This window comes from Citrobacter sp. wls718 (assembly GCF_005280945.1).
Lineage (GTDB): Bacteria > Pseudomonadota > Gammaproteobacteria > Enterobacterales > Enterobacteriaceae > Citrobacter > Citrobacter gillenii.
In genome coordinates, this window is the sequence record NZ_SZWV01000103.1 from 56,114 (window position 1) to 78,534 (window position 22,421).

The window sequence follows — 22,421 nt, forward strand, 5'->3', positions numbered from 1 at the left end:
ATGAAAAAGTTTTTTTTTGCTGCTGCACTCATTGTCAGCGGCCTGTTGGTTGGTTGTAATCAACTCACACAATACACGGTAAGCGAGCAAGAAATTAACCAGGCGCTGGCAAAGCATAATAATTTTTCGAAAGATATCGGTTTGCCCGGCGTTGCTGAAGCCCACATCGTGCTGAGCAATCTGACCAGCCAGATCGGTCGTGAAGAACCCAATAAAGTGACCCTGACCGGTGATGCCAACCTGGACATGAACTCACTATTTGGCAGCCAGAAAGCGACAATGAAGCTGAAGTTAAAAGCATTACCGGTGTTCAATAAAGAAAAAGGCGCGATTTATCTGCAAGAGATGGAAGTGGTTGATGCGACCGTCACACCAGAAAAAATGCAGTCGGTTTTGCAAACCCTGATGCCATATTTAAACCAGTCGCTGCGCAATTATTTCAACCAGCAACCGGCATACGTCCTGCGTGAAGACAGCAGTGAAGGCGAAGCGCTGGCGAAAAAGCTGGCAAAAGGAATTGAAGTAAAACCGGGTGAAATCATCATCCCGTTCACCGATTAACACACCAAAGGGCGCATCAGCGCCCTTTTTTTTCGTGCAAACGAAAACGTTTCCGCTTATCCTTTGTTTCCGGCAAAAAAGACTATCCTCAGCCGGAGCATATTGATGACTGCACCATCCCAGGTATTAAAGATCCGCCGCCCAGACGACTGGCATCTTCACTTTCGCGATGGCGACATGTTGAAAACTGTCGTGCCCTATACCAGTGAAATTTATGGACGCGCAATTGTCATGCCGAACCTGGCACCGCCCGTCACTACTGTTGACGCAGCCATCGCTTACCGTCAGCGTATACTGGACGCCGTACCTGCCGGACACGATTTCACCCCGTTAATGACCTGCTATCTGACGGACACGCTGGATCCCAACGAACTGGAGCGCGGGTTCAACGAAGGTGTTTTCACCGCCGCCAAACTCTACCCGGCTAACGCCACCACCAACTCTACTCACGGCGTGACCTCTATTGATGCCATCATGCCGGTTCTGGAACGGATGGAAAAACTCGGCATGCCTTTGCTGGTGCACGGTGAAGTCACGCACGCGGAAATCGATATATTCGATCGCGAAGCACGCTTTATTGACACGGTGATGGAGCCATTGCGGTCGCGTCTGACCGCGCTGAAAGTGGTGTTTGAACATATCACCACTAAAGACGCCGCCGACTACGTGCGTGACGGCAATGATCTGCTGGCAGCGACCATTACCCCGCAGCATTTGATGTTTAACCGTAACCATATGCTGGTCGGGGGCATTCGTCCGCATCTTTATTGCCTGCCTATTCTCAAGCGAAACATCCACCAGCAGGCGCTGCGTGAACTGGTCGCCAGTGGTTTCAGCCGGGCGTTCCTCGGCACTGACTCGGCGCCGCATGTGCGTCATCGTAAAGAATCCAGCTGCGGCTGCGCGGGGTGTTTTAATGCCCCTACCGCACTCGCCAGTTATGCCACCGTCTTCGAAGAGATGAACGCCCTGGCCCATTTCGAGGCCTTCTGCTCGCTTAACGGTCCTCGCTTCTACGGACTGCCGGTTAACGACACCTTTATTGAACTGGTTAAAGAAGAGCAGCAGATACCGGAAAGTATCGCGCTGGAGGGAGACACGCTGGTGCCCTTCCTCGGCGGTGAAACAGTACGCTGGTCAGTGAAACGCTAAAAAAATGTCGCAACCTGTTGTCAACTGGCGAAGTTAACTGTATAAATAACCAGTATATTCAACAGGGGGCTATTATGCGTATTGAAGTCACTATTGCCAAAACTTCACCTTTGCCTGCTGGCGCCATTGACGCGTTGGCAGGTGAACTCTCCCGTCGTATTCACCATCATTTTCCGAATAACGACGGTAACGTCACCGTTCGTTATGCCGGCACAAACAATCTGTCGGTCATTGGCGCGACAAAAGAGGACAAAGAACGCATCAGCGAGATCCTGCAAGAGACATGGGAAAGCGCGGATGACTGGTTCATTAATGAATAAAAAATGATATGCAGTGATGTTTTTTTGCCGGGTCGCCCCGGCTTTTTTATTTTCCCGTATCATAAAGATTTCGAGCAATCTCTCTCAACAAAACAGTTAATGTTTATTTACATGCTGATTATCTTTTAGTCAAAACCACAAAATAACTGCACAACATGCTAAAAAAATATGAATGACATGCCGGTTTATCGTTCAGATAACACTTAAAACAAAAAAATTATGCCTTGTCCTCTTTAAATTTTCAGTGAATACCCTTATTTATTGATATACTGAACTTGCTTCAGAAAAAAACGCATTGAACCTCGAAAACCGTTGTCTAGTAACACGAATTAGGGGGCATGATGGAAAAGAATAATGAAGTCATTCAGACTCATCCGCTTGTAGGATGGGACATCAGCACCGTTGATAGCTATGATGCGCTGATGCTGCGTTTGCACTACCAGACCCCGAATCGTCCAGACCCAAATGGGACTGAAGTTGGTCAAACGCTCTGGTTAACCACTGATGTTGCCAGGCAATTTATTTCGATATTAGAAGCCGGAATCGCCAAAATTGAATCAGGTGATTTCCCCGCTAATGAGTATCAGCGTCATTAAATCTGATGCACCCAACCTTCAAAAGGCACCTTAACGGTGCCTTTCTTATTTGATAGTTGAATAATGCGGGTCAGTTATTTACCCTGCTACTATCGCGATTGCAGAGAGAAGCGGATGAAATACGACTTAATCATTATTGGCAGCGGTTCCGTAGGCGCCGCCGCCGGATACTATGCCACGCGCGCCGGTCTGAATGTACTGATGATCGATGCACATATGCCGCCGCACCAACAGGGTAGCCATCACGGCGATACACGCTTAATTCGTCATGCCTATGGCGAAGGTGAAAAATACGTTCCGTTGGTCCTGCGTGCGCAGACATTGTGGGATGAACTCGCCCAGCATAATGAAGAACCTGTGTTTGTCCGTTCTGGCGCTGTCAACCTCGGCCCGGCAGATTCCACGTTCTTATCTAACGTGGCGCAAAGCGCAAAACAGTGGCAGCTCAACGTTGAACAGTTGGATGCCGCTGCCATCATGGCCCGCTGGCCCGAAATTCGTGTCCCGGAAAACTATATCGGCCTGTTTGAGGCCGATTCAGGTTTTCTGCGCAGTGAGTTGGCCATTAAGACCTGGATTCGCCTGGCTGAGGAAGCAGGCTGCGCTCAGCTGTTTAAATGCCCGGTTACCGCGATTCACCATCATGATGATGGCGTAACGGTTGAGACCGCAGACGGCGACTATCACGCGAAAAAAGCGCTGGTGAGTGCCGGCACCTGGGTGCAGGCATTAGTACCGGAACTGCCGATACAGCCAGTGCGCAAAGTGTTCGCGTGGTATCAGGCTGACGGGCGCTACAGCGTTAAAAACAATTTCCCGGCCTTCACCGGCGAATTGCCTAATGGCGATCAGTATTACGGTTTCCCGGCCGAGAACGACGAACTGAAGATTGGTAAACATAACGGCGGGCAGGTTATTCACTCAGCCGAAGAGCGCAAAGCGTTTGCCGCTGTCGCCAGCGATGGTTCAGAGGCTTTCCCGTTCCTGCGTTCTGTTCTGCCCGGCGTGGGATGTTGTCTGCACGGTGCGTCGTGCACCTACGATAACTCTCCGGATGAAGACTTTATTATTGATACGCTACCCGGACATGATAATACGCTTATTATTACCGGGCTAAGCGGTCACGGCTTTAAGTTTGCCTCGGTACTGGGGGAAATTGCGGCTGATTTTGCCCAGGACAAGCCGTCGGCCTTCGACCTGACACCGTTCAAACTGAGCCGTTTTAAACTATAACCATGATATGGCCTCGCCACTGGGGCCATTTTATTGAAGGAATAATAGTGATGCGCCGCATCGTTGACTATCTGGTGAATAATATACGCGAGCATTTTATGCTCTACATTATTTTATGGTCTCTGCTGGCAATCATGGATGTAATATATATTATGTTTTTCTGATCTTAGCCTGCTGACAATAATTGACAGCAATTGAGATTTCTTTAATTTTTATTGTGATTAATTGAATAATCAGAAACCCTACAAAGTACCGCACATCAGGCTCTACCCGCCCATCTCTCTCTAAACACCTGATGATCAACTCATCATCACATCAAATTTATTGAATTAAGAATAAATATCATCACTATTGTTATTTATTAGTTGCATTAATGTCTTTTACAGGCCATTTTCATTCACTTCTGAAATATCTATCGGTGTATTTATGCAATTCAATAATAGTCCACAGCGCTATGGTGTGGTGTCAGCCGTTTTACACTGGCTGGTCGCGCTTGCCGTGTATGGCATGTTTGCGTTGGGTTTATGGATGGTCACACTCAGCTATTACGATGGCTGGTACCACCAGGCACCTGAACTGCATAAAAGCATCGGCGTATTGCTGATGATGGGGCTGGTGATTCGCGTGGTCTGGCGGCTGTTCTCTCCTCCTCCTGCGGCATTGAAAAGCTATTCTCGCTTAACTCGTCTGGCTGCGGCCCTGGGCCACCTCAGTTTATATCTGCTGCTGTTCTCCATTGTCATCAGTGGGTATTTAATTTCGACCGCAGACGGCAAACCCATCAGCGTCTTTGGCTGGTTTGAGATCCCCGCCACGCTCGCCAATGCCGGGGCGCAGGCCGATCTCGCCGGGAGTCTGCACCTGTGGCTTGCCTGGAGCGTTGTGGTCCTCTCTCTTTTACATGGGCTGATGGCCCTGAAACACCACTTTATCGACAACGACGATACCCTTAATCGCATGTTGGGAAAATCGTCATCTGACTATGGAGCTTAAAATGAAAAAAAACCTGCTGGGACTGACTCTCGCATCTTTACTGTTTACCACCGGTTCGGCCATCGCGGCAGATTACAAAATCGACAAAGAAGGACAACATGCCTTTGTTAATTTTCGTATTCAGCATCTGGGATACAGCTGGCTGTACGGCACCTTTAAAGACTTCGACGGATCGTTTACCTTCGATGAAAAAAATCCAGCCGCCGATAAAGTGAACGTCACCATTAACACCAACAGCGTTGACACTAATCATGCCGAGCGTGACAAGCATCTGCGCAGCGCAGATTTCCTTAACGTCGCCAAATTCCCGCAGGCGACCTTCACCTCCACCAGCGTGAAGAAAGCGGGTAACGACCTGGATATTACCGGGGATCTGACGCTGAACGGCGTCACCAAACCGGTCACGCTGGACGCGAAGCTTATTGGTCAGGGTGGCGATCCGTGGGGCGGCACCCGTGCAGGCTTTGAAGCGCAAGGGAAGATTAAGCTGAAGGACTTTAACATCACCACCGACCTGGGGCCTGCTTCACAGGAAGTAGACTTAATCATCTCGGTAGAAGGTGTTCAGCAGAAATAGCATCTCAATGCTGCCAAAATGGAAGCCGGATGAGGCTGTAGCCCTCATCCGGCATCATTTTATTGCGCAGGGTCCGGAATACCCAGTTTAGTATTCAGACGGCCACGGGACTTATTAAAAATTTTATTGCCATTCTCACGACCTGCGCGACGGCGACGTTGTTCCTCTTCAGGCAACGTACTCTCTTCACAACACAGATCGCTGCAGCACCCTTTGTACTTCTCGGCGCAGGCCGGGCACTGGATAAACAGCAGATGGCAGCCGTCATTTTTGCAGTTGGTATGGCTGTCGCACGCCACACCACACTGGTGACAATGTGCGATAACATCTTCGGAGATCCGCTCCCCCATCCGCTCATCAAAAACAAAGTTTTTACCGATGAAGCGTACCGGAAGTCCCTGTTCTCGAGCTTTACGGGCATATTCAATAATGCCGCCCTCAATGTGCCAGACTTTACTGAACCCGTTGTATTTCATCCAGGCGCTGGCCTTCTCACAGCGAATACCGCCCGTGCAGTACATTACGATTTTTTTATCTTTATGTTCCTGCATCATTTCAACGGCTTTCGGCAACTGATCGCGGAACGTATCTGCCGGGATCTCCATGGCGTTCTCGAAGTGCCCCACCTCATACTCATAGTGGTTGCGCATATCGATAAACACCGCGTCAGGATCGTCAAGCATGGCGTTCACTTCTGCCGCCTTCAGGTAATCACCAACGTTGCTGGCATCAAAAGCAGGATCATCGATGCCATCTGCCACAATACGTTCACGGACTTTCATGCGCAGTACCCAGAACGATTTTCCGTCATCGTCCAGCGCAATGTTAAGTCGCAGCCCGGCAAACGCAGGATCAAACGCGTACAGCTGCTGACGGAATGCCTCAACCTTGCTTTGCGGCACGCTGATTTGTGCGTTAATGCCTTCGTGCGCCAGATATACGCGCCCGAAAACGTTCAGCTCGGTGAACAGTTGGTACAGCGCATCACGCGTATCCTGAGGATTAACGAGGTTGAAATATTTATAAAATGAAATCGTGGTGCGCGGCTCAGATTCCGCCAACATTTTAGCTTTGAGCGAGTCATTCGAAATGCGGTTGTGTAACACTGGCATGGTGTACGTTTCCTGCAGTCAGTAAAAAGATGAAAATCGGCCGGCATCATAAAGCAAACATCGCCAATTTACATCCACACATTTTACGCTACATTTCATACTTCATGATAAAAGCGTCACAACAATTGACGAAAAACCAGCCATTCTCCCGTCACAAATTTTTGATACGCGCGAAAAAATGCGACAATACAGGGCATTGGTCGTTTAATGACAGGATAGACATGACGAATTTACCCAAGTTCTCGGCTGCACTTTTGCATCCACGTTATTGGTTAACCTGGCTAGGTATTGGTATCCTTTGGTTGATCGTGCAGTTACCCTATCCGTTCCTCTATAAGCTGGGCTGTACATTAGGTCGTCTGGCGTTACATGTGATGAGACGCCGGGCAAAGATTGTTTCGCGAAATCTGGAGCTGTGCTTCCCGCAGATGAGCGAACAAGAGCGTCAGCGGATGGTGGTAAAAAACTTTGAGTCCGTCGGCATGGGCGTAGTGGAAACCGGCATGGCCTGGTTTTGGTCCGACCGTCGTATTACGCGCTGGACCGAAGTAATCGGCATGGAGCATATTCGTGATGTTCAGGCACAGCAGCGTGGGATCCTGTTAGTGGGTCTGCACTTTCTGACGCTTGAATTAGGCGCGCGTCAGTTTGGTTTACAGGAACCCGGTATCGGGGTGTATCGCCCCAACGACAATCCGCTGCTCGACTGGCTGCAAACCTGGGGGCGTATGCGCTCCAATAAATCAATGCTCGATCGTAAAGATCTAAAAGGGATGGTCAAGGCTCTGAAGAAAGGTGAAGTGGTCTGGTATGCCCCGGATCACGACTACGGCCCACGCTCCAGCGTCTTTGTGCCGCTGTTTGCTGTAGAGCAGGCTGCAACCACCTCTGGGACATGGATGCTGTCGCGGATGTCCAATGCGTGTCTGGTGCCGTTTGTCCCTCGTCGTAAACCTGACGGCAAAGGGTATCAGTTGATTATGCTGCCGCCGGAATGTTCGCCGCCGCTGGACGATGCTGAAACCACCGCCGCGTGGATGAACAAAATTATTGAGAAATGCATCATGATGGCGCCGGAGCAATATATGTGGCTACATCGCCGGTTCAAAACACGCCCTGAAGGCGCACCTTCCTTGTACTGACCCTTTGTTGCAGCCCGCGGGCTGCAACATCTCCCCCTCCGTTTAGGTTTTACTGCTCTGCGCATTGCAGCGACTATCAACCAGGCGCATAATTAGTCTGCTTACTTATTTTTACACGATAGCGCAAACAGCGCGCCACACTGCGGATCGCTATGTCACCCTCAGATGTCTCCATCAACTGGAAGCGTAATCTCACGGTTGCCTGGCTCGGTTGCTTTTTAACCGGTGCAGCATTTAGCCTGGTGATGCCTTTCTTACCCCTGTATGTCGAAAGCCTCGGCGTGACGGGACACGGTGCCCTGAACATGTGGTCGGGTCTGGTGTTCAGCATTACGTTTCTTTTTTCAGCTATCGCTTCACCTTTCTGGGGCGGCCTTGCAGATCGCAAAGGCAGGAAAATCATGCTCCTGCGCTCAGCGCTGGGGATGGCTGTCGTGATGCTGCTAATGGGGCTGGCGCAAAATATCTGGCAGTTTTTGATCCTGCGTGCGCTGCTGGGACTGCTTGGTGGGTTCATTCCCAATGCGAATGCGCTGATCGCCACCCAGGTGCCGCGCAATAAAAGCGGCTGGGCGCTGGGAACACTTTCAACCGGCGGCGTCAGTGGCGCACTGCTGGGCCCGCTGGCGGGAGGCTTGCTTGCCGACCAATACGGATTGCGCCCCGTTTTTTTTATTACCGCCAGCGTGCTGCTGCTCTGTTTTATGCTGACGTTATTTTTTATTCGTGAGCATTTTCAATCGGTCAGCAAAAAAGAGATGTTGCACATTCGGGAGGTCGTCGGATCCTTAAAAAATCCAAAGCTGGTACTGAGTCTGTTCGTCACCACACTGATCATTCAGGTCGCAACCGGATCCATCGCACCTATCTTGACGCTGTATGTGCGGGAACTGGCGGGTAACGTCGGCAATATCGCTTTTATCAGCGGCATGATCGCTTCCGTTCCCGGCGTGGCCGCTTTACTCAGCGCGCCAAGGCTGGGCAAATTAGGCGACCGCATAGGCCCTGAGAAGATCCTGATTGTCGCCCTGGTCATTTCCGTATTGCTGCTCATCCCCATGTCATTCGTCCAGACGCCCTGGCAGCTCGGCGTCCTGCGCTTTTTGCTGGGAGCCGCCGACGGCGCACTGCTCCCTGCCGTACAAACGCTGCTGGTCTATAACTCAACCAACCAAATAGCCGGGCGTATTTTCAGCTACAACCAGTCATTTCGTGATATTGGCAACGTGACGGGGCCACTGATGGGCGCAGCTATTTCAGCCAACTATGGTTTTCGCGCGGTCTTCTGCGTGACCGCGGGAGTGGTCTTATTTAACGCGCTCTACTCCTGGAACAGCCTGCGCAGACGTCGCGAAACCCAGCGCACGCAATGATTTTTGTGCATTCATACTTGCACTAGCGGAGAATCAACTATTATTTCCCTGAATACCTCATTAAATCAAAGGGAGACGCTGATGACCATGTATGCCACGCTGGAAGAAGCCATTGATGCTGCCCGTGAAGAGTTTCTGGCTGATAACCCCGACCTAGATGCGGACGACGCCAGTGTTCAGCAGTTGAACGTACAAAAGTATGTGCTACAGGATGGTGACATCATGTGGCAGGCTGAGTTTTTCGCCGACGAAGATGAGGAAGGCGAATGTCTGCCGATGCTGAGCGGTGAAGCGGCACAAAGCGTCTTTGATGGCGATTATGATGAGATTGAAATTCGCCAGGAGTGGCTGGAGGAAAATACCCTCCACGAGTGGGATGAAGGCGAATTCCAGCTTGAACCACCTCTGGATACCGAGGAAGGTCAGACGGCAGCCGACGAATGGGATGAGCGGTAATTACTCGTAGGGACCATGGTGGATGTCAAGGGGCAACAGCAGCGTATCAAACACCAGTGAAAAAGGCAGATCGATCAGGGTGACATAGCGCCATGCTGAATCCCGGACATCCCACTGCACGCCGGGATAGTATTGATTTCCGTGACCTTGCCCCGGGATCGTGCGGCTAATAATACTGCCGCACCCGCTCAGCAAGATGACCATGATTCCAACCGCAAGTATTCGCACCTGAACCCTCATTAACAACATTGTCATCCGCATAAAAAAATACCGGCACCAGGCCGGTATTTTCACATTTCAGGTGTTCTATTTCTTCCTGAGTGCCAGCGGGTTCAGGGTTATCCCCTGATAATAATTAACCCACGACGAATACTTATCCGGCGAGTTCCAGACGCGATAATGTAAACGCGCCATAGTCACCGGATCGCTCAACAGCACAAGGCGGCGATCGCGATTCAGTTTCTCAGGTGTATCGTTCAGCGCCTGCTCGACATGACGGTCACGGGCAATCTCCAGCACGTTACTGGCGCGGTGACGCGCGGTCGCCATCGCCGTAGCCAGTGCGTTAAATGACGGGTTAAACACCGCGTGCATAAAGCCGTCATCCAGCGAGCGATTGCGATTCATCACCAGGTAGTTATCCGTATCCACCAGCACCTGCGGAGGAGAATACTCTTCCGGGATCAGGAACAGCTTCCAGCGCTTGGTACGTAACCCTATCGTTGAACGGCTGGAAATCACCGACACAAACGGCGACAGGATCAGGGAGAAGACAATCGGTGCCAGCCAGAACAGGAAGCGCAGATCCAGCCAAGCCATACCGACCGCCCAGACCAGACCCAGCAGCAGCTGGGAGCCGTGACGCATAAACGCTTCACCCCACGGAGTGGAATCATCATCACGCTGCGGCGAGTTCCAGACAACTTCCCAACCGAGGAAAGCACTGACCACGAAGACGGTATGGAACAACATACGCACCGGCGCCAGTAGCACGGAGAACAGCACCTCCAGCAGCAGCGACAGCGTCACGCGGACAAAACCGCCGTACTCTTTCGTCCCTTTGCACCAGATGAGCAAAATACTCAGCAGCTTCGGCAGGAACAGCAGCACCATGGTTGAGGCAAACAGTGCAATCGCCAGTTCAGGACGCCACTGCGGCCACACCGGGAACAGCTGACGCGGCTGCAGGAAGTATTGCGGCTCCGTCAGCGCATGCACCACCTGCAATGCGGTTGAAAGCGCGAGGAACATAAACCACAGCGGGGCAGACAGATAAGACATCACGCCCGTCAGGAACACCGCACGGTGAACCGGATGCATCCCTTTGACCAGGAACAGACGGAAGTTCATCAGGTTGCCGTGACACCAACGACGGTCACGCTTCAGTTCATCAAGCAGGTTTGGCGGCAGCTCTTCATAAGAACCCGGCAGATCGTAGGCAATCCACACCCCCCAGCCTGCACGACGCATTAACGCCGCTTCCACGAAGTCATGGGAGAGGATCGAACCCGCAAACGAGCCTTCACCCGGTAGCGGTGCGAGCGCACAATGCTCAATAAACGGCTTCACGCGAATAATCGCGTTGTGACCCCAGTAGTGCGACTCCCCGAGCTGCCAGAAGTGAAGCCCGGCGGTAAACAGCGGCCCATACACGCGCGTAGCAAACTGCTGGCAGCGTGCATACAGCGTGTCCATACCGGACGCTTTTGGCGACGACTGAATAATACCGGCATTCGGGTTCGCTTCCATCAGACGCACCAGACCGGTCAGGCAATCGCCGCTCATTACCGAGTCAGCGTCCAGGACGACCATGTAGCTGTACTGATTCCCCCAGCGACGGCAGAAGTCATCAATGTTGCCGCTTTTACGCTTCACACGACGACGACGACGGCGGTAGAAAATCTGTCCTTCGCCCTGCACTTCAGCGATCAGCTCCATCCAGGCTTTTTGTTCCGCCACGCAGATATCAGGGTTGTAGCTGTCGCTCAGGATGTAGACATCGAAATGCGCAGCATTACCCGTGGCTTTCACCGATTCCCACGTGGCGCGCAGCCCCGCGAATACGCGGTCAACGTCCTCGTTACAGATAGGCATGATCAACGCGGTGCGGTGCTCAGGGTTTAATGCTTCATCCCCCACCGTTGACGCGGAAATACTGTACTTATCGCGGCCAATCAGCAGTTGCAAGAACCCCATCAGCGCGGTCCAGAACCCTGCCGATACCCAGCAGAACAATACCGCAAACAGAATCAGGATACCGGTCTGGAGCACATAGGGCAGCAATTGCATAAAGGAGACCCACAGGTCCTGCCCCATCATGTCTGCCGGATTAATGAACGCCCAGCCCTGGTACGGAAGAATGGTCTTCATATACCAGGTCGCAACGACCGTTTGCGCCAGCGTTAAGATAAGCAGCGTATAGCGGCGAATCGTCCCGACGGTACGCCATTTCTGTTCACTTTCTTGTTCTTCTTTCGTCAAACGAGAAAGATAACGCGGCGTAACATCGCGTCCACGCAGACGATCCCAAAAACGGCCTACCGGGTTGGTACGCCAGGGATCGGGAAACATAGATGTACGCGTAGCCTTCGGCATAGCCTGCAGCTGGTCGCGTCCTTCATCGTCTTTAATTAACTGCTCTTTGGCCAGAGAATCCGGCCAGGCTTGCTCAAGGCGAGCTTTAACAGACCCCTGCGGTGAATCGTCTTCGCGCGAGTAAGTACGATGCTCAGCATCCAGCGCCTGATGAACGGCGCGGATGTCAGTTTTCGGCAGTGCCGCTTTCTCGATATCCGAAAGCGGCATTGCGTCAATATACTCAGTTGTCTTATTCATTGGCAGGTAACTGGTAGCTCCAGGTTTCACTCAACGGCTGATCGGCATTGACCAACGCAGCACGCATTTCAGTGGTTTTCTTCGCATCTTTCACTTTCACGCGCAGCATCAGACGCCAACCCTTAGTGACCGGGTTATAACGCACCGTACTCTCAACGATTTCACCGTTATCACCAATGCTGGTTTGCGCGGTGACTGGGGTATCCTGCGGCAGTTTTTTCATATCTGCGCCGGCAAAATCCACGATAAATGCAATCGTGCCGTCAGGCTGACGAATGAGGTTCGATTGTTTGACATCACCGGTAGAACGACGTGTCTGCTGTACCCAGGCATTATCCGGCGCATGAAGTTTGTCTTCATCGCGGGTAAAGGTCAGCGTGTACTTGAAGTTCATCTCTTTGCCTGCTTCAGGCAGTTGGTCCGGCGTCCAGTAAGCGACGATGTTGTCGTTGGTTTCATCGTTGGTTGGGATTTCAACTAACTCAAGTTTCCCCTTGCCCCAGTCACCTTTCGGCGTTACCCAGGCACTCGGACGCAGGTCGTAGCGGTCGTCGATATCTTCAAAACGCGAGAACTGGCGGCCACGTTGCAGCAGACCAAATCCCTGCGGGTTTTCCATCGCAAAACTACTCACCGCGAGGTGTTTCGGGTTATTCAGCGGACGCCAAATCCACTCGCCGTTGCCAGCATGGATAGACAAACCGTTAGAGTCATGCAGCTCCGGACGATAGTTGGTCGCCGGAGACGGTTGGTTCGGCCCGAACAGGAACATACTGGTCAGCGGCGCAACGCCCAGTTTGCCTACTTTGTCGCGCAGGTAAACTTTGGACTGAACGTCCACCACCGTGTCACGGCCTGGCATAATCACAAAACGATAGGCCCCGGTGGCGCGTGGGGAGTCCAGCAATGCATAGATGGTTAAACGTTTGTCAGTCGGTTTTGGACGTTCGATCCAAAACTCGCGAAAACGGGGAAATTCTTCACCGGAAGGCAGTGCGGTATCAATAGCGAGGCCGCGTGCAGACAGGCCATAAACCTGACCGGCTCCCAGGACGCGGAAATAGCTGGCACCGAGCATGCTGACGATTTCATCGTTTTTATCTTTGCTGTTGATCGGGTACAGCACCTTGAACCCGGCGAAACCGAGATCTTTTACCGTGTCTTTATCATGCTGAACATCGCCGAAATTAAAATAATCCGGGTTGTATTTGATTCTCTTTACCGCTGTGGCGGTAACTTCGTTGATCTTGACCGGCGTGTCGAAGTACATACCCTGGTGGTAGAACTCGAGCTTAAATGGGGTCTTGAGATTGCTCCAGTAGGCTTTATCGTGATTGAACTGGATCTGCTGATAATCCGCATACTTCATGTCGCGGAAAACGGAGGGCAAGTTACTTTTAGGCGCCTCATAGCCTTTATCGGCTAAGGATTGAGCTTGCTTTGCCACATCATCAATACTGAATGCCCAGCTCGAAGATGTGTACAGCGTTAACATGACTGCTGCACCCAACCAACGCATTTTCATCATTTGTAGTTTATGTTTCATAATTAGTAAGCACTTCCCCCTTTGTGTGCTTATATTGATCCGATCCATTTTAATGGATAATCGGGTATTCCGACAACTGAATCCCTGTATTGTTCGCGCGCTGGCTCATGGTTTAATCAGGTTCACCTGCCTGTTTTCACTTTGCGTGCTTATCCTGGAGACAGGTTGTTGGACTTCGTGTAGGGTTGCCCTCGAATGTAACCATTATTCGTCTTAGGGATAAGACGAAAAGTCTGAGAATACGTAACTGTTTATGAGCTCTGTATCCCCTCCGCGTGAATATTTTCTTGACTCCATCCGCGCCTGGCTGATGTTGTTGGGGATCCCATTCCATATCTCATTGATCTATTCCACACACACCTGGCACGTGAACAGTGCTGAACCGTCGTGGTGGCTAACCTTGTTTAACGACTTCATCCATGCGTTTCGCATGCAGGTGTTTTTTGTTATTTCGGGTTATTTTTCCTACATGTTGTTTTTACGCTATCCATTAAAACGCTGGTGGAAAGTGCGTGTTGAGCGCGTGGGGATCCCGATGTTGACCGCGATTCCCTTGCTCACACTGCCGCAATTTATCATGCTGCAATATGTAAAAGGGAAAGCAGAAAGTTGGCACACGCTCAGCGGGTACGATAAATATAACGCCCTTGCCTGGGAGCTCATTTCTCATCTGTGGTTTTTGCTGGTCCTTGTGGTGTTAACGACCGTGAGCATGTGGGTATTTACCCAAATTAAGAAGCGTCAGGAAAGCCAGCAGGGAACGCCCCCTGCCCCAGCGTCAATGGTAAAGTTAACGCTAATTTTTGCCTTGCTTGGTGTGGGCTACGCCGTCGTCAGACGAACCATTTTTATTCTCTACCCTTCGATCCTCAGCGACGGCATGTTTAATTTTGTCGTCATGCAAACGCTGTTTTATGTGCCTTTCTTTATGCTCGGCGCGCTGGCATTCATTAATCCCAATCTGAAGGCGCTGTTCACCACCCCCTCGCGTGGTTGCACTCTCGGTGCAGGAGCGGCCTTTGTGGCGTACCTACTCAACCAACGTTACGGCAACGGCGACGCCTGGATGTATGAAACTGAATACGTGGTAACCATGGTTCTGGGGCTGTTGATGGTTAACGTGGTCTTTTCGCTCGGCTATCGTTTATTGAATTTTCAGTCAGCGCGCGTAACCTATTTTGTCAATGCATCGCTGTTTATTTATCTGGTGCATCATCCGTTAACGCTGTTTTTCGGCGCCTATATCACACCGCACATCTCATCCAATCTGCTGGGCTTTCTCTGTGGACTGCTGTTTGTGGTCGGGATCGCGGTGATACTGTACGAAATTCATCTCCGGATCCCGGTACTGAAGTTTTTGTTTTCAGGAAAACCGCCGGTTAAGCAGGACAAAAACAAGGCCGTCACTGGTTAGCTTGGGTTACGTCGTTCAGAGCAACCATTCAATCGGTAATATCGAGGCCAGCTTCACCAATACCCGCTTCCAGAATCCGGTGGCGGGTTCTTTTTTCAGCACCTGCTCATGACCCTGCTGGCGGTCAACCCAGTTAATCCGTCCCCAGCGATCGAGACGCAATTGCCAGGCAACATCATGCTGACTCTGCATAAAACGGTTATGAATTAGTGCGGCCAGGCTTTCACTTTCAATCACAAATCCCATTTCCGTGTTGAGCAATGTGGAGCGCGGATCAAAATTAAGCGAGCCGATAAACACCTTACGCCCGTCAATACTGAAAGTTTTAGCGTGCAAACTCGAGCCCGAATTACCGGTTAATCCGCGATCGTGCACAGCCGTGGCGCGATCGCGTGTCGGTTTAAGCTCATATAATTCCACACCATAGCGCAGCAGTTTTTTTCGCCAGCGCGCGTAGCCGGCATGAACAATTGCCACATCATTCGCCGCCAGCGAATTGGTTAGAATGGCAATTTTGACCCCTTTTCTCACCAAACGCAGCAGTTGGGCCACGCCCGCCCGGGTAGGTACAAAATAGGCGGAAATAATATCAATACGCTCGGTAGGTGAGCCCATAATATCGAACAAGCGCTGAGGTAATAGCGAATGGCGCGGAGCCTTCCCCTCACCTTTTAGCGGGTCGTCGCTGAGCAGGCGTGTTTTGGCCCAAATCAGCGGCAACGCCCCCCGATCGAGACTGGCCATAAACTGGCTGGTTTCCAGCTTATTCAAGTAACGGCGAGTTATATCATCGTTATACCAGGACTCCGGCAGGTCAATACGCTGGGTAGGTTCAGGCTCTGACAGTGAGAGCACTTTTTTGAGTGTTGAAACGGACTGACACTGCCAGTAACGTTCAAAATCATCCGCAACCTCGGTCACCACCGGCCCAACGGCCATTACATCCAAATCTGAAAATAGCGGCTGTTCGCCTGCGCCAAAATAGGCGTCACCGATATTGCGCCCGCCAACCAACGTGACCACCCCGTCGGCGGTATAACTTTTATTGTGCATACGGCGGTTAAGTCGGGCGAAATCGGTTAAATAGCCCACCGCACGCAAGATGCGAAAAGAGAAAGGATTAAACAGGCGGACTTCGATATTCGGGTGGTTATCCAGTAATTGCAGCGTATCATCCAGACCCGGCGTGTTGTTGTCGTCCAGCAACAAACGGACCCGCACGCCACGTTTCGCTGCGGCCAGCAGTACCGAAAACAATAGCAGCCCGGACATGTCGTTCTCCCAGATGTAATACTGCACATCCAGGGAGCGTTCTGCCATTTCAGTGAGTCGATAGCGAGCGGCAAACGCATCCAGACTGTCATCCAGCGCAAGGATGCCGCATTGTTCAGGATGGCTGGCGCAAAGCGGAGTAATTGCGCGCTCGAGCCGCGTCATATCAGGCTGGGTTATCATCGCCTTGCTGGGTGAGTAATCTGTTATAAAATTGGGCCGTTTCGTCATCAAAACACACGAAGTAAATCTGCTCAGGTAGCGCCCGGCGGGTCGTGAACCTCAACACCGTGTTGACGGCGATTTCCGCTGCTGCTGCGCGCGGATAACCATACACTCCCGTGCTAATCGCCGGAAAAGCAATGGATTGATAGCCATTGGCTAAGGCCAGATGCAGCGTGTTCAAATAGGCCTCTTCGAGACGTTCAGCTTCATGATGATCGCCCCCCTGCCACACAGGCCCCACGGTATGAATAACCGCTTTCGCAGGAAGATTGCCTGCCAGAGTGATGACCGCATGACCCGTTGGACATTCTCCCTGCTGTTGGATAACCTGTTTACAGGCCTCCAACAATGCCGGTCCGGCAGCGCGATGAATTGCCCCATCCACGCCACCGCCTCCCAATAGGGACGAATTGGCAGCATTGACGATCACATCAACAGCCATCGTCGTAATGTCGCCCTGTACCACATGAACACGCGATTGCATAAACTTCCCCTGACGAAACACCTTCTCTTCAGTGTACAGCAGGGTTTTCCAGGAAATCTCACTTTTTAACGAAACGGCTGCATATCTACGCCAGAACGACTTATTTATATTCAATGTTAAGAATAGCGAGGGTTTTCTGCTCATTGAGGTAGTGCATGTTAGCGCTGGCAATTTGCTTAACATTCTGCGGCACCAGAGTGACCTGTTGCGCATTAAAACGGCTACTTTGCATCTTGCCGTCGCGTATACATGACATTTCTATCTGTTGTTGCTGGGTGCTAACTTCACAAGGCGGTTCTACTATTTCACCGCGAAAATGAATAATCCCACCCGCTGAGATTTGTTGAGCACTTACGGATACTGTAAAAAGAGAAAAAACGCCAATGCCAATACTCAGAATTCTGTTCGCTAAAGTACACATAAAGGTTCCTCAATGATTAGTCCTCTTGAGGGATCGGTATGATCCTTCACCGCTGCGATTAACGACCCGATAAAAACATCTTCACGTTTCTATATTCATAGAACAGCAATGCGCTCCCAGCCACACCCGACCTGCAAATACTTCAGTCCCTCAAGAATGACCGGATGAGTCTGTCCATTGTTGTGAGAGATGCAGCGATTGCCCATCCGAAACGGTGACAATAATTTTTACTGAGTCCTCAGCGGAAATATTAAAGCTCAGCTTAGTTAAATCAATCGGCCGATTAGCAGGGACCGAAAGGCTTGTTTTCTGCTGCGTTTGGCTTTGCCCCCCCTTCCCTTCACGTATCGCGAAGACTTGTACCTGACATTCACAGGGTTGCGTTAACGTTACCTGAGGAATAATGGTGTACATTTCGCCTTGCTGGGTTGTATTAAAGGTGATTTGATTTGACAGCGCGGCAATAAGTAATAGCGTATGCATACTATTCTCCCGAAAAAAAACAGGGCTTTCGCCCTGTTTATTCTCAGTCAGCAGACTGAATTAATGTTGGTTAGCCGTGACGTTGTTGCCAAAACCAACCTGACGAACCAGAACGTTGGAGTCAGACGCAGTCTGATTAACCACCGCACCGTTGCGACCACCGTATTGGGTCACGTTAATGTCCGCACGTTTAGCATTCCACTGATTGATGTCAGCGCTGTTGCTGAAGCCTGACTGTTTCAGACTGATGGTACTGTCATCAGCACCTTGTCCGACGGTTGCCCCGTTACCACGCCCATGCTGGGTGATGGTCACATCGGATTTACGTGCATCACTTTGCAGCGCATTCGCAATGTTGCCAGAACCATACTGGTAAATACTCATTGATGATTCTGGACCAAAATTATTACCACCACCATGGTGATTGCCGTTGCCGCCCCATTGTGGAACAACACCAGCCAGAGCACTGCCAGAAACTACGATTGCTGCGAATGCTGCCACTTTTAAAAGTTTCATGGTAAACCCCCATCGGATTGATTTAAAAGTCGTTCATGGATTAGCGTTGAGTCACGCGAATGGCCATTTGCGACTGTCTCTGCACCACAACTGCTGTTTTTTGTGTACCGTACTGGGTAATATTTGCTTTATTACCCGAACCTTTCTGGATAATAACGGCCGTATTACCGTAAGAACCTTGTTTTATACTCGCATCATTGGAACTACCCGCCTGATCTATATATGCAAGATTATATGATCCTGCCTGATCTATTTTCGCTCGGTTACTTGAACCATCCTGCGAAATGACCGACAATAGCTTCGAGCCCGACTGGCGTGTATTGGCACTGTTCCCAGCGCCTACTTGACCAATAATGGCTGCCTGATTAAATGAAGACTTACTTAATTCATTTACCGCAAAGTTATATTCTGCATTAGCCATGTCATAACTTGTTGCGGACACAATTCCAGGCACACCCAGCATTGTAAACATCATAAATAACAACTTGTTTTTCATGTTGTCACCCTGGACCTGGTCGTACATGAAGTTGAATTATTTACCACTCAAGTTTTGTTGTTAACATGACTTAAACTTGTTAATGCCACGTTACGATGAAGAGTATGTCCGTTGAAACATTTTAAATCACTCACCCGCGAGTGGTATTTTTATATTCAGATTCACCCCAAAGTACTAATTAACAGCCAATAACGCTGTTATCTGTATACATTTTATTTTGGCTTTAGCGTGAGATGTGCATTTCTATGCAGAAGCATAAAAAACCAATCTTCAGCGACTTCAGGCCCTCGCAGCGCGAGGTGTTGATAGGCCTTGGCGCAAGTCGTGACAAACATCATTTTTTTCTGTCGAAAATTACTCAACGTAAAGTGAGACAAAAACTTCAGAATTCATTAGAAAGCTAAAACGAAAGAACTATAAATAAACTTCTTATTTATCATAAGATTAATATAATTTGTATGATTTTTTAAATCTATGCAATAACAGTAAAGTGTACAACTTTCCTATCAAATCTAAACTCAATAAAAACCTTAAAATCACATTTTAATATATAAATTTACATTCTGTAACAAGTTTAACACTTGCTTTAAGATTTGTAATAGCTAGATTGAAATCAGTTGAAGTCCATTTGTTTTAATATTTTCACCCCTTTGGGTCGATATTTTATTTCTACACAGCAGTGCAGCATCTGTCAGTACTTCTGGTGTCTCTATTTTAGTAGAGGCAGCTGTCAGGTGTGCGACTATAAAAGTGGAGTTTCATCATGTTTAATGAAGTCCATAGTATTCATGGTCATACATTATTGTTGATCACTAAACCGTCCCTGCAGGCAACTGCATTATTACAACATTTAAAGCAATCGCTGGCGCTCACCGGAAAACTGCATAATATTCAACGTTCTCTGGACGATATTTCCTCCAGCTGCATTGTTTTACTGGATATGATGGAGGCAGATAAAAAGCTGATCCATTACTGGCAAGATAACTTAAGTAGAAAAAACAACAGTATAAAGACGTTATTGTTGAATACACCCGATGATTATCCGTACCGGGATATTGAAAACTGGCCGCATATCAATGGTGTATTTTACGTAGCAGAAGATGAACAGCGTGTGGTGGCCGGGTTACAAGGCGTTTTACGCGGTGAATGCTACTTCTCGCAAAAGCTCGCCAGCTACCTGATCACACATTCTGGAAACTATCGTTATAACAGTACAGAGTCAGCACTACTCACACATCGTGAAAAAGAGATCCTTAATAAACTGCGTATCGGCGCCTCAAATATTGAAATCGCACGCTCACTGTTTATCAGTGAAAATACGGTAAAAACGCATCTTTATAATCTTTTCAAAAAGATAGCTGTGAAGAACCGTACGCAGGCGGTCTCGTGGGCCAATGATAACCTCAGGCGATAATGCCATGAAACGCTATTTGAACTGGATTGTGGCAGCAAATTTATTCCTTGCTGCCGGGAATCTACACGCCGCTGTAGAAGTGGAGGTTCCCGGACTGTTAACCGACCACACTGTCTCTTCAATCGGCCATGATTTTTATCGTGCGTTTAGCGACAAGTGGGAAAGTGAGTACACAGGAAACTTAACCATCAATGAAAGGCCCAGTGCACGTTGGGGAAGTTGGATCACCATAACGATCAATCAGGACGTTATCTTCCAGACTTTTTTATTCCCGACGAAAAGAGACTTCGACAAAATAGTCGTCTTCGCTCTGGCTGAAACAGAAGATGCATTAAATCGTCGGCAAATAGATCAAACACTATTAAGCACAAGCGATTTAGCGCGTGATGAATTCTAAAACATGATTTTGTCCGGAGGCTTTCATGCGTGTCAAACATGCAGTGGTTTTGCTCATGCTAATTTCACCATTAAGTTGGGCCGGAAACATGACGTTCCAGTTCCGCAATCCAAACTTTGGTGGCAACCCAAATAACGGCGCTTTTTTGCTGAACAGTGCGCAGGCGCAAAACTCGTATAAAGATCCAAGTGGTGACGATTTCGGTTTTGAAACCCCATCGGCCCTGGACAACTTTACCCAGGCCATCCAGTCACAAATTCTCGGCGGTCTGCTTACCAATATTAATACCGGTAAGCCGGGCAGGATGGTAACCAATGATTTTATCATTGATATCGCCAACCGGGATGGGCAGCTGCAACTCAATGTCACAGACAGGAAAACGGGCAAAACATCGACGATAGAAGTGTCGGGTTTACAAACACAGTCAGCCGACTTCTAAGCTATAGCTACGAAAGGAAAAAATCATGCAGCGCTTACTTATTTTGGTTGCAATATTCTTACTCAGCGGATGCTTAACAGCCCCGCCACAAGAAGCCGCTAAACCGACATTAATGCCGCGTGCCCAAAGCTATAAGGACTTGACGCACCTGCCAATGCCTACGGGCAAGATTTTTGTCTCGGTTTACAACATTCAAGATGAAACGGGTCAATTTAAGCCTTACCCGGCAAGTAACTTCTCAACGGCTGTCCCGCAAAGTGCCACGGCGATGCTGGTCACCGCATTGAAGGATTCTCGCTGGTTTGTACCGCTGGAGCGTCAGGGATTACAGAACTTGCTTAACGAACGAAAAATTATTCGTGCTGCGCAAGAAAACGGTACCGTTGCTGTAAATAACCGTATTCCGCTTCAGTCACTGACCGCCGCAAACGTAATGGTGGAAGGGTCTATCATCGGTTATGAAAGCAACGTTAAGTCTGGTGGGGTTGGCGCGCGTTATTTCGGTATTGGCGCAGACACGCAATACCAGCTTGATCAGATTGCGGTCAACCTGCGTGTGGTCAACGTCAGCACGGGTGAAATCCTTTCTTCGGTGAACACCAGCAAAACCATTCTCTCCTATGAAGTCCAGGCTGGGGTATTCCGCTTCATTGATTACCAACGTCTGCTGGAAGGTGAAATCGGTTATACCTCTAACGAACCCGTTATGCTGTGCCTGATGTCAGCCATTGAAACAGGGGTTATTTTCCTGATTAACGACGGGATTGATCGCGGATTATGGGACTTGCAGGATAAGAAACAGGTCGATAACGATATTCTGGTTAAATACCGTCATTTGTCGGTACCGCCGGAATCCTGATACTTAATATGAAAAGACAACGACAAGCGTGAGGGTAACCTCACGCTTTTTATTATTTACTGGTCAACGAAGGTGATTCTCGGTTTTCACGGCGGGACGCCAGCC

26 protein-coding genes are annotated in these 22,421 nt (G+C 49.7%); 16 read left to right on the forward strand and 10 right to left on the reverse strand.

Translation table 11 applies throughout. The features are described from left to right. The 8 genes from FDW95_RS20265 to FDW95_RS20300 all read left to right on the forward strand — a co-directional run bounded on the left by FDW95_RS20265 (position 1) and on the right by FDW95_RS20300 (position 5,432). Positions 1 to 561, forward strand: a complete 561-nt coding sequence (locus FDW95_RS20265; RefSeq protein WP_096757571.1) for a lipoprotein — start codon at positions 1 to 3, stop codon at positions 559 to 561. Between the two features lie 105 nt (positions 562 to 666). After that, positions 667 to 1,713, forward strand: coding sequence for a dihydroorotase (gene pyrC / locus FDW95_RS20270; protein WP_115258873.1), 1,047 nt, complete (start codon positions 667 to 669; stop codon positions 1,711 to 1,713). Positions 1,714 to 1,787: 74 nt separating this feature from the next. Beyond that, complete coding sequence (dinI, locus tag FDW95_RS20275; RefSeq protein WP_115258874.1) at positions 1,788 to 2,033, forward strand: DNA damage-inducible protein I; 246 nt, start codon at positions 1,788 to 1,790, stop codon at positions 2,031 to 2,033. Between the two features lie 341 nt (positions 2,034 to 2,374). Further along, positions 2,375 to 2,629: a biofilm formation regulator BssS gene (gene bssS / locus FDW95_RS20280; RefSeq protein WP_096757575.1), complete on the forward strand. Its 255-nt coding sequence runs from the start codon at positions 2,375 to 2,377 to the stop codon at positions 2,627 to 2,629. Between the two features lie 114 nt (positions 2,630 to 2,743). Next, positions 2,744 to 3,862, forward strand: coding sequence for an N-methyl-L-tryptophan oxidase (solA, locus tag FDW95_RS20285; protein ID WP_115258875.1), 1,119 nt, complete (start codon positions 2,744 to 2,746; stop codon positions 3,860 to 3,862). Positions 3,863 to 3,912: 50 nt separating this feature from the next. Further along, positions 3,913 to 4,026, forward strand: a complete 114-nt coding sequence (locus FDW95_RS20290; protein ID WP_096757577.1) for a YceO family protein — start codon at positions 3,913 to 3,915, stop codon at positions 4,024 to 4,026. A gap of 262 nt (positions 4,027 to 4,288) precedes the next feature. After that, positions 4,289 to 4,855, forward strand: coding sequence for a cytochrome b (locus FDW95_RS20295; protein WP_115258876.1), 567 nt, complete (start codon positions 4,289 to 4,291; stop codon positions 4,853 to 4,855). Position 4,856: 1 nt separating this feature from the next. Then, positions 4,857 to 5,432 carry a YceI family protein gene (locus FDW95_RS20300; protein WP_096757579.1) on the forward strand — a complete coding sequence of 192 codons (576 nt, stop codon included), beginning with the start codon at positions 4,857 to 4,859 and terminating at the stop codon, positions 5,430 to 5,432. 59 nt (positions 5,433 to 5,491) lie between these two features. Here the strand turns inward: FDW95_RS20300 and FDW95_RS20305 are convergent, their stop codons facing one another. Continuing rightward, positions 5,492 to 6,544 (reverse strand): rhodanese-related sulfurtransferase, encoded by a 1,053-nt coding sequence (locus FDW95_RS20305; RefSeq protein WP_115258877.1) that lies wholly within the window; start codon positions 6,542 to 6,544, stop codon positions 5,492 to 5,494. A gap of 221 nt (positions 6,545 to 6,765) precedes the next feature. Here FDW95_RS20305 and FDW95_RS20310 point away from each other — a divergent pair, with 221 nt between their 5' ends. The 3 genes from FDW95_RS20310 to FDW95_RS20320 all read left to right on the forward strand — a co-directional run bounded on the left by FDW95_RS20310 (position 6,766) and on the right by FDW95_RS20320 (position 9,515). After that, positions 6,766 to 7,686 carry a Kdo(2)-lipid IV(A) acyltransferase gene (locus FDW95_RS20310; RefSeq protein WP_096757581.1) on the forward strand — a complete coding sequence of 307 codons (921 nt, stop codon included), beginning with the start codon at positions 6,766 to 6,768 and terminating at the stop codon, positions 7,684 to 7,686. A 152-nt stretch (positions 7,687 to 7,838) separates the two neighbouring features. Then, positions 7,839 to 9,059 carry a multidrug efflux MFS transporter MdtG gene (gene mdtG, locus FDW95_RS20315; protein ID WP_135912261.1) on the forward strand — a complete coding sequence of 407 codons (1,221 nt, stop codon included), beginning with the start codon at positions 7,839 to 7,841 and terminating at the stop codon, positions 9,057 to 9,059. A gap of 81 nt (positions 9,060 to 9,140) precedes the next feature. After that, positions 9,141 to 9,515, forward strand: coding sequence for a MysB family protein (locus tag FDW95_RS20320; RefSeq protein ID WP_096757583.1), 375 nt, complete (start codon positions 9,141 to 9,143; stop codon positions 9,513 to 9,515). Here FDW95_RS20320 and FDW95_RS20325 read toward each other — a convergent pair whose 3' ends face one another. From FDW95_RS20325 to mdoG, 3 genes are all read right to left on the reverse strand, one after another. Next, a complete protein-coding gene (locus tag FDW95_RS20325; protein WP_096759434.1) occupies positions 9,516 to 9,743 on the reverse strand; it encodes a YceK/YidQ family lipoprotein in 228 nt (75 codons plus the stop codon). Positions 9,744 to 9,821: 78 nt separating this feature from the next. After that, positions 9,822 to 12,350 carry a glucans biosynthesis glucosyltransferase MdoH gene (gene mdoH, locus FDW95_RS20330; protein WP_115258879.1) on the reverse strand — a complete coding sequence of 843 codons (2,529 nt, stop codon included), beginning with the start codon at positions 12,348 to 12,350 and terminating at the stop codon, positions 9,822 to 9,824. Then, a complete protein-coding gene (mdoG, locus tag FDW95_RS20335) occupies positions 12,343 to 13,878 on the reverse strand; it encodes a glucans biosynthesis protein MdoG (protein WP_096759435.1) in 1,536 nt (511 codons plus the stop codon). Before mdoG ends, mdoH begins: the two co-directional genes overlap by 8 nt. A 271-nt stretch (positions 13,879 to 14,149) precedes the next feature. Here mdoG and mdoC point away from each other — a divergent pair, with 271 nt between their 5' ends. After that, positions 14,150 to 15,310, forward strand: coding sequence for a glucans biosynthesis protein MdoC (gene mdoC, locus FDW95_RS20340; RefSeq protein ID WP_115258880.1), 1,161 nt, complete (start codon positions 14,150 to 14,152; stop codon positions 15,308 to 15,310). Positions 15,311 to 15,325: 15 nt separating this feature from the next. On the opposite strand, the gene FDW95_RS20345 is transcribed toward mdoC, so the two are convergent. The 6 genes from FDW95_RS20345 to csgB all read right to left on the reverse strand — a co-directional run bounded on the left by FDW95_RS20345 (position 15,326) and on the right by csgB (position 19,207). Continuing rightward, a complete protein-coding gene (locus FDW95_RS20345) occupies positions 15,326 to 16,765 on the reverse strand; it encodes a phospholipase D family protein (RefSeq protein WP_181517340.1) in 1,440 nt (479 codons plus the stop codon). After that, the gene (gene ymdB / locus FDW95_RS20350) at positions 16,749 to 17,291 is read right to left on the reverse strand and encodes an O-acetyl-ADP-ribose deacetylase (protein ID WP_115258882.1); all 543 of its coding nucleotides are present in this window, start codon (positions 17,289 to 17,291) and stop codon (positions 16,749 to 16,751) included. Before ymdB ends, FDW95_RS20345 begins: the two co-directional genes overlap by 17 nt. Positions 17,292 to 17,391: 100 nt before the next feature. Beyond that, positions 17,392 to 17,712, reverse strand: a complete 321-nt coding sequence (locus FDW95_RS20355) for a type 1 fimbrial protein (protein WP_115258883.1) — start codon at positions 17,710 to 17,712, stop codon at positions 17,392 to 17,394. 150 nt (positions 17,713 to 17,862) lie between these two features. Next, the gene (gene csgC / locus FDW95_RS20360) at positions 17,863 to 18,195 is read right to left on the reverse strand and encodes a curli assembly chaperone CsgC (RefSeq protein ID WP_096757589.1); all 333 of its coding nucleotides are present in this window, start codon (positions 18,193 to 18,195) and stop codon (positions 17,863 to 17,865) included. A gap of 60 nt (positions 18,196 to 18,255) precedes the next feature. Further along, the gene (gene csgA, locus FDW95_RS20365) at positions 18,256 to 18,711 is read right to left on the reverse strand and encodes a curli major subunit CsgA (protein WP_115258884.1); all 456 of its coding nucleotides are present in this window, start codon (positions 18,709 to 18,711) and stop codon (positions 18,256 to 18,258) included. A 40-nt stretch (positions 18,712 to 18,751) separates the two neighbouring features. Then, positions 18,752 to 19,207 carry a curli minor subunit CsgB gene (gene csgB, locus FDW95_RS20370; protein WP_115258885.1) on the reverse strand — a complete coding sequence of 152 codons (456 nt, stop codon included), beginning with the start codon at positions 19,205 to 19,207 and terminating at the stop codon, positions 18,752 to 18,754. A 763-nt stretch (positions 19,208 to 19,970) separates the two neighbouring features. Here csgB and csgD point away from each other — a divergent pair. Genes csgD through csgG form a run of 4 tightly spaced genes read left to right on the forward strand, consistent with a single transcriptional unit; the run spans position 19,971 to position 22,316 of the window. Beyond that, positions 19,971 to 20,621 (forward strand): biofilm master transcriptional regulator CsgD, encoded by a 651-nt coding sequence (gene csgD, locus FDW95_RS20375; RefSeq protein WP_115258886.1) that lies wholly within the window; start codon positions 19,971 to 19,973, stop codon positions 20,619 to 20,621. Positions 20,622 to 20,625: 4 nt separating this feature from the next. Then, positions 20,626 to 21,018 carry a curli production assembly/transport protein CsgE gene (gene csgE / locus FDW95_RS20380; protein ID WP_115258887.1) on the forward strand — a complete coding sequence of 131 codons (393 nt, stop codon included), beginning with the start codon at positions 20,626 to 20,628 and terminating at the stop codon, positions 21,016 to 21,018. Positions 21,019 to 21,043: 25 nt separating this feature from the next. Further along, positions 21,044 to 21,457: a curli production assembly/transport protein CsgF gene (csgF, locus tag FDW95_RS20385; protein ID WP_096757594.1), complete on the forward strand. Its 414-nt coding sequence runs from the start codon at positions 21,044 to 21,046 to the stop codon at positions 21,455 to 21,457. Positions 21,458 to 21,482: 25 nt separating this feature from the next. Beyond that, positions 21,483 to 22,316 carry a curli production assembly/transport protein CsgG gene (csgG, locus tag FDW95_RS20390; RefSeq protein ID WP_096757595.1) on the forward strand — a complete coding sequence of 278 codons (834 nt, stop codon included), beginning with the start codon at positions 21,483 to 21,485 and terminating at the stop codon, positions 22,314 to 22,316. The last annotated feature ends 105 nt before the right edge of the window (positions 22,317 to 22,421 follow it).

What these genes read in the sequence shown, in the direction of transcription:
- FDW95_RS20290 (WP_096757577.1), top strand. Translation starts at nt 3,913, where the DNA reads ATGCGCCGCATCGTTGACTATCTGGTGAATAATATACGCGAGCATTTT.
- FDW95_RS20265 (WP_096757571.1), top strand. Translation starts at nt 1, where the DNA reads ATGAAAAAGTTTTTTTTTGCTGCTGCACTCATTGTCAGCGGCCTGTTG.
- ymdB (WP_115258882.1), bottom strand. Translation starts at nt 17,291, where the DNA reads ATGCAATCGCGTGTTCATGTGGTACAGGGCGACATTACGACGATGGCT.
- csgF (WP_096757594.1), top strand. Translation starts at nt 21,044, where the DNA reads ATGCGTGTCAAACATGCAGTGGTTTTGCTCATGCTAATTTCACCATTA.
- mdoG (WP_096759435.1), bottom strand. Translation starts at nt 13,878, where the DNA reads ATGATGAAAATGCGTTGGTTGGGTGCAGCAGTCATGTTAACGCTGTAC.
- mdoH (WP_115258879.1), bottom strand. Translation starts at nt 12,350, where the DNA reads ATGAATAAGACAACTGAGTATATTGACGCAATGCCGCTTTCGGATATC.
- FDW95_RS20355 (WP_115258883.1), bottom strand. Translation starts at nt 17,712, where the DNA reads ATGTGTACTTTAGCGAACAGAATTCTGAGTATTGGCATTGGCGTTTTT.
- FDW95_RS20300 (WP_096757579.1), top strand. Translation starts at nt 4,857, where the DNA reads ATGAAAAAAAACCTGCTGGGACTGACTCTCGCATCTTTACTGTTTACC.
- csgD (WP_115258886.1), top strand. Translation starts at nt 19,971, where the DNA reads ATGTTTAATGAAGTCCATAGTATTCATGGTCATACATTATTGTTGATC.
- FDW95_RS20310 (WP_096757581.1), top strand. Translation starts at nt 6,766, where the DNA reads ATGACGAATTTACCCAAGTTCTCGGCTGCACTTTTGCATCCACGTTAT.
- csgE (WP_115258887.1), top strand. Translation starts at nt 20,626, where the DNA reads ATGAAACGCTATTTGAACTGGATTGTGGCAGCAAATTTATTCCTTGCT.
- FDW95_RS20305 (WP_115258877.1), bottom strand. Translation starts at nt 6,544, where the DNA reads ATGCCAGTGTTACACAACCGCATTTCGAATGACTCGCTCAAAGCTAAA.
- FDW95_RS20320 (WP_096757583.1), top strand. Translation starts at nt 9,141, where the DNA reads ATGACCATGTATGCCACGCTGGAAGAAGCCATTGATGCTGCCCGTGAA.
- csgG (WP_096757595.1), top strand. Translation starts at nt 21,483, where the DNA reads ATGCAGCGCTTACTTATTTTGGTTGCAATATTCTTACTCAGCGGATGC.
- mdtG (WP_135912261.1), top strand. Translation starts at nt 7,839, where the DNA reads ATGTCACCCTCAGATGTCTCCATCAACTGGAAGCGTAATCTCACGGTT.
- pyrC (WP_115258873.1), top strand. Translation starts at nt 667, where the DNA reads ATGACTGCACCATCCCAGGTATTAAAGATCCGCCGCCCAGACGACTGG.
- csgC (WP_096757589.1), bottom strand. Translation starts at nt 18,195, where the DNA reads ATGCATACGCTATTACTTATTGCCGCGCTGTCAAATCAAATCACCTTT.
- FDW95_RS20295 (WP_115258876.1), top strand. Translation starts at nt 4,289, where the DNA reads ATGCAATTCAATAATAGTCCACAGCGCTATGGTGTGGTGTCAGCCGTT.
- bssS (WP_096757575.1), top strand. Translation starts at nt 2,375, where the DNA reads ATGGAAAAGAATAATGAAGTCATTCAGACTCATCCGCTTGTAGGATGG.
- FDW95_RS20345 (WP_181517340.1), bottom strand. Translation starts at nt 16,765, where the DNA reads ATGATAACCCAGCCTGATATGACGCGGCTCGAGCGCGCAATTACTCCG.
- csgB (WP_115258885.1), bottom strand. Translation starts at nt 19,207, where the DNA reads ATGAAAAACAAGTTGTTATTTATGATGTTTACAATGCTGGGTGTGCCT.
- dinI (WP_115258874.1), top strand. Translation starts at nt 1,788, where the DNA reads ATGCGTATTGAAGTCACTATTGCCAAAACTTCACCTTTGCCTGCTGGC.
- solA (WP_115258875.1), top strand. Translation starts at nt 2,744, where the DNA reads ATGAAATACGACTTAATCATTATTGGCAGCGGTTCCGTAGGCGCCGCC.
- mdoC (WP_115258880.1), top strand. Translation starts at nt 14,150, where the DNA reads ATGAGCTCTGTATCCCCTCCGCGTGAATATTTTCTTGACTCCATCCGC.
- csgA (WP_115258884.1), bottom strand. Translation starts at nt 18,711, where the DNA reads ATGAAACTTTTAAAAGTGGCAGCATTCGCAGCAATCGTAGTTTCTGGC.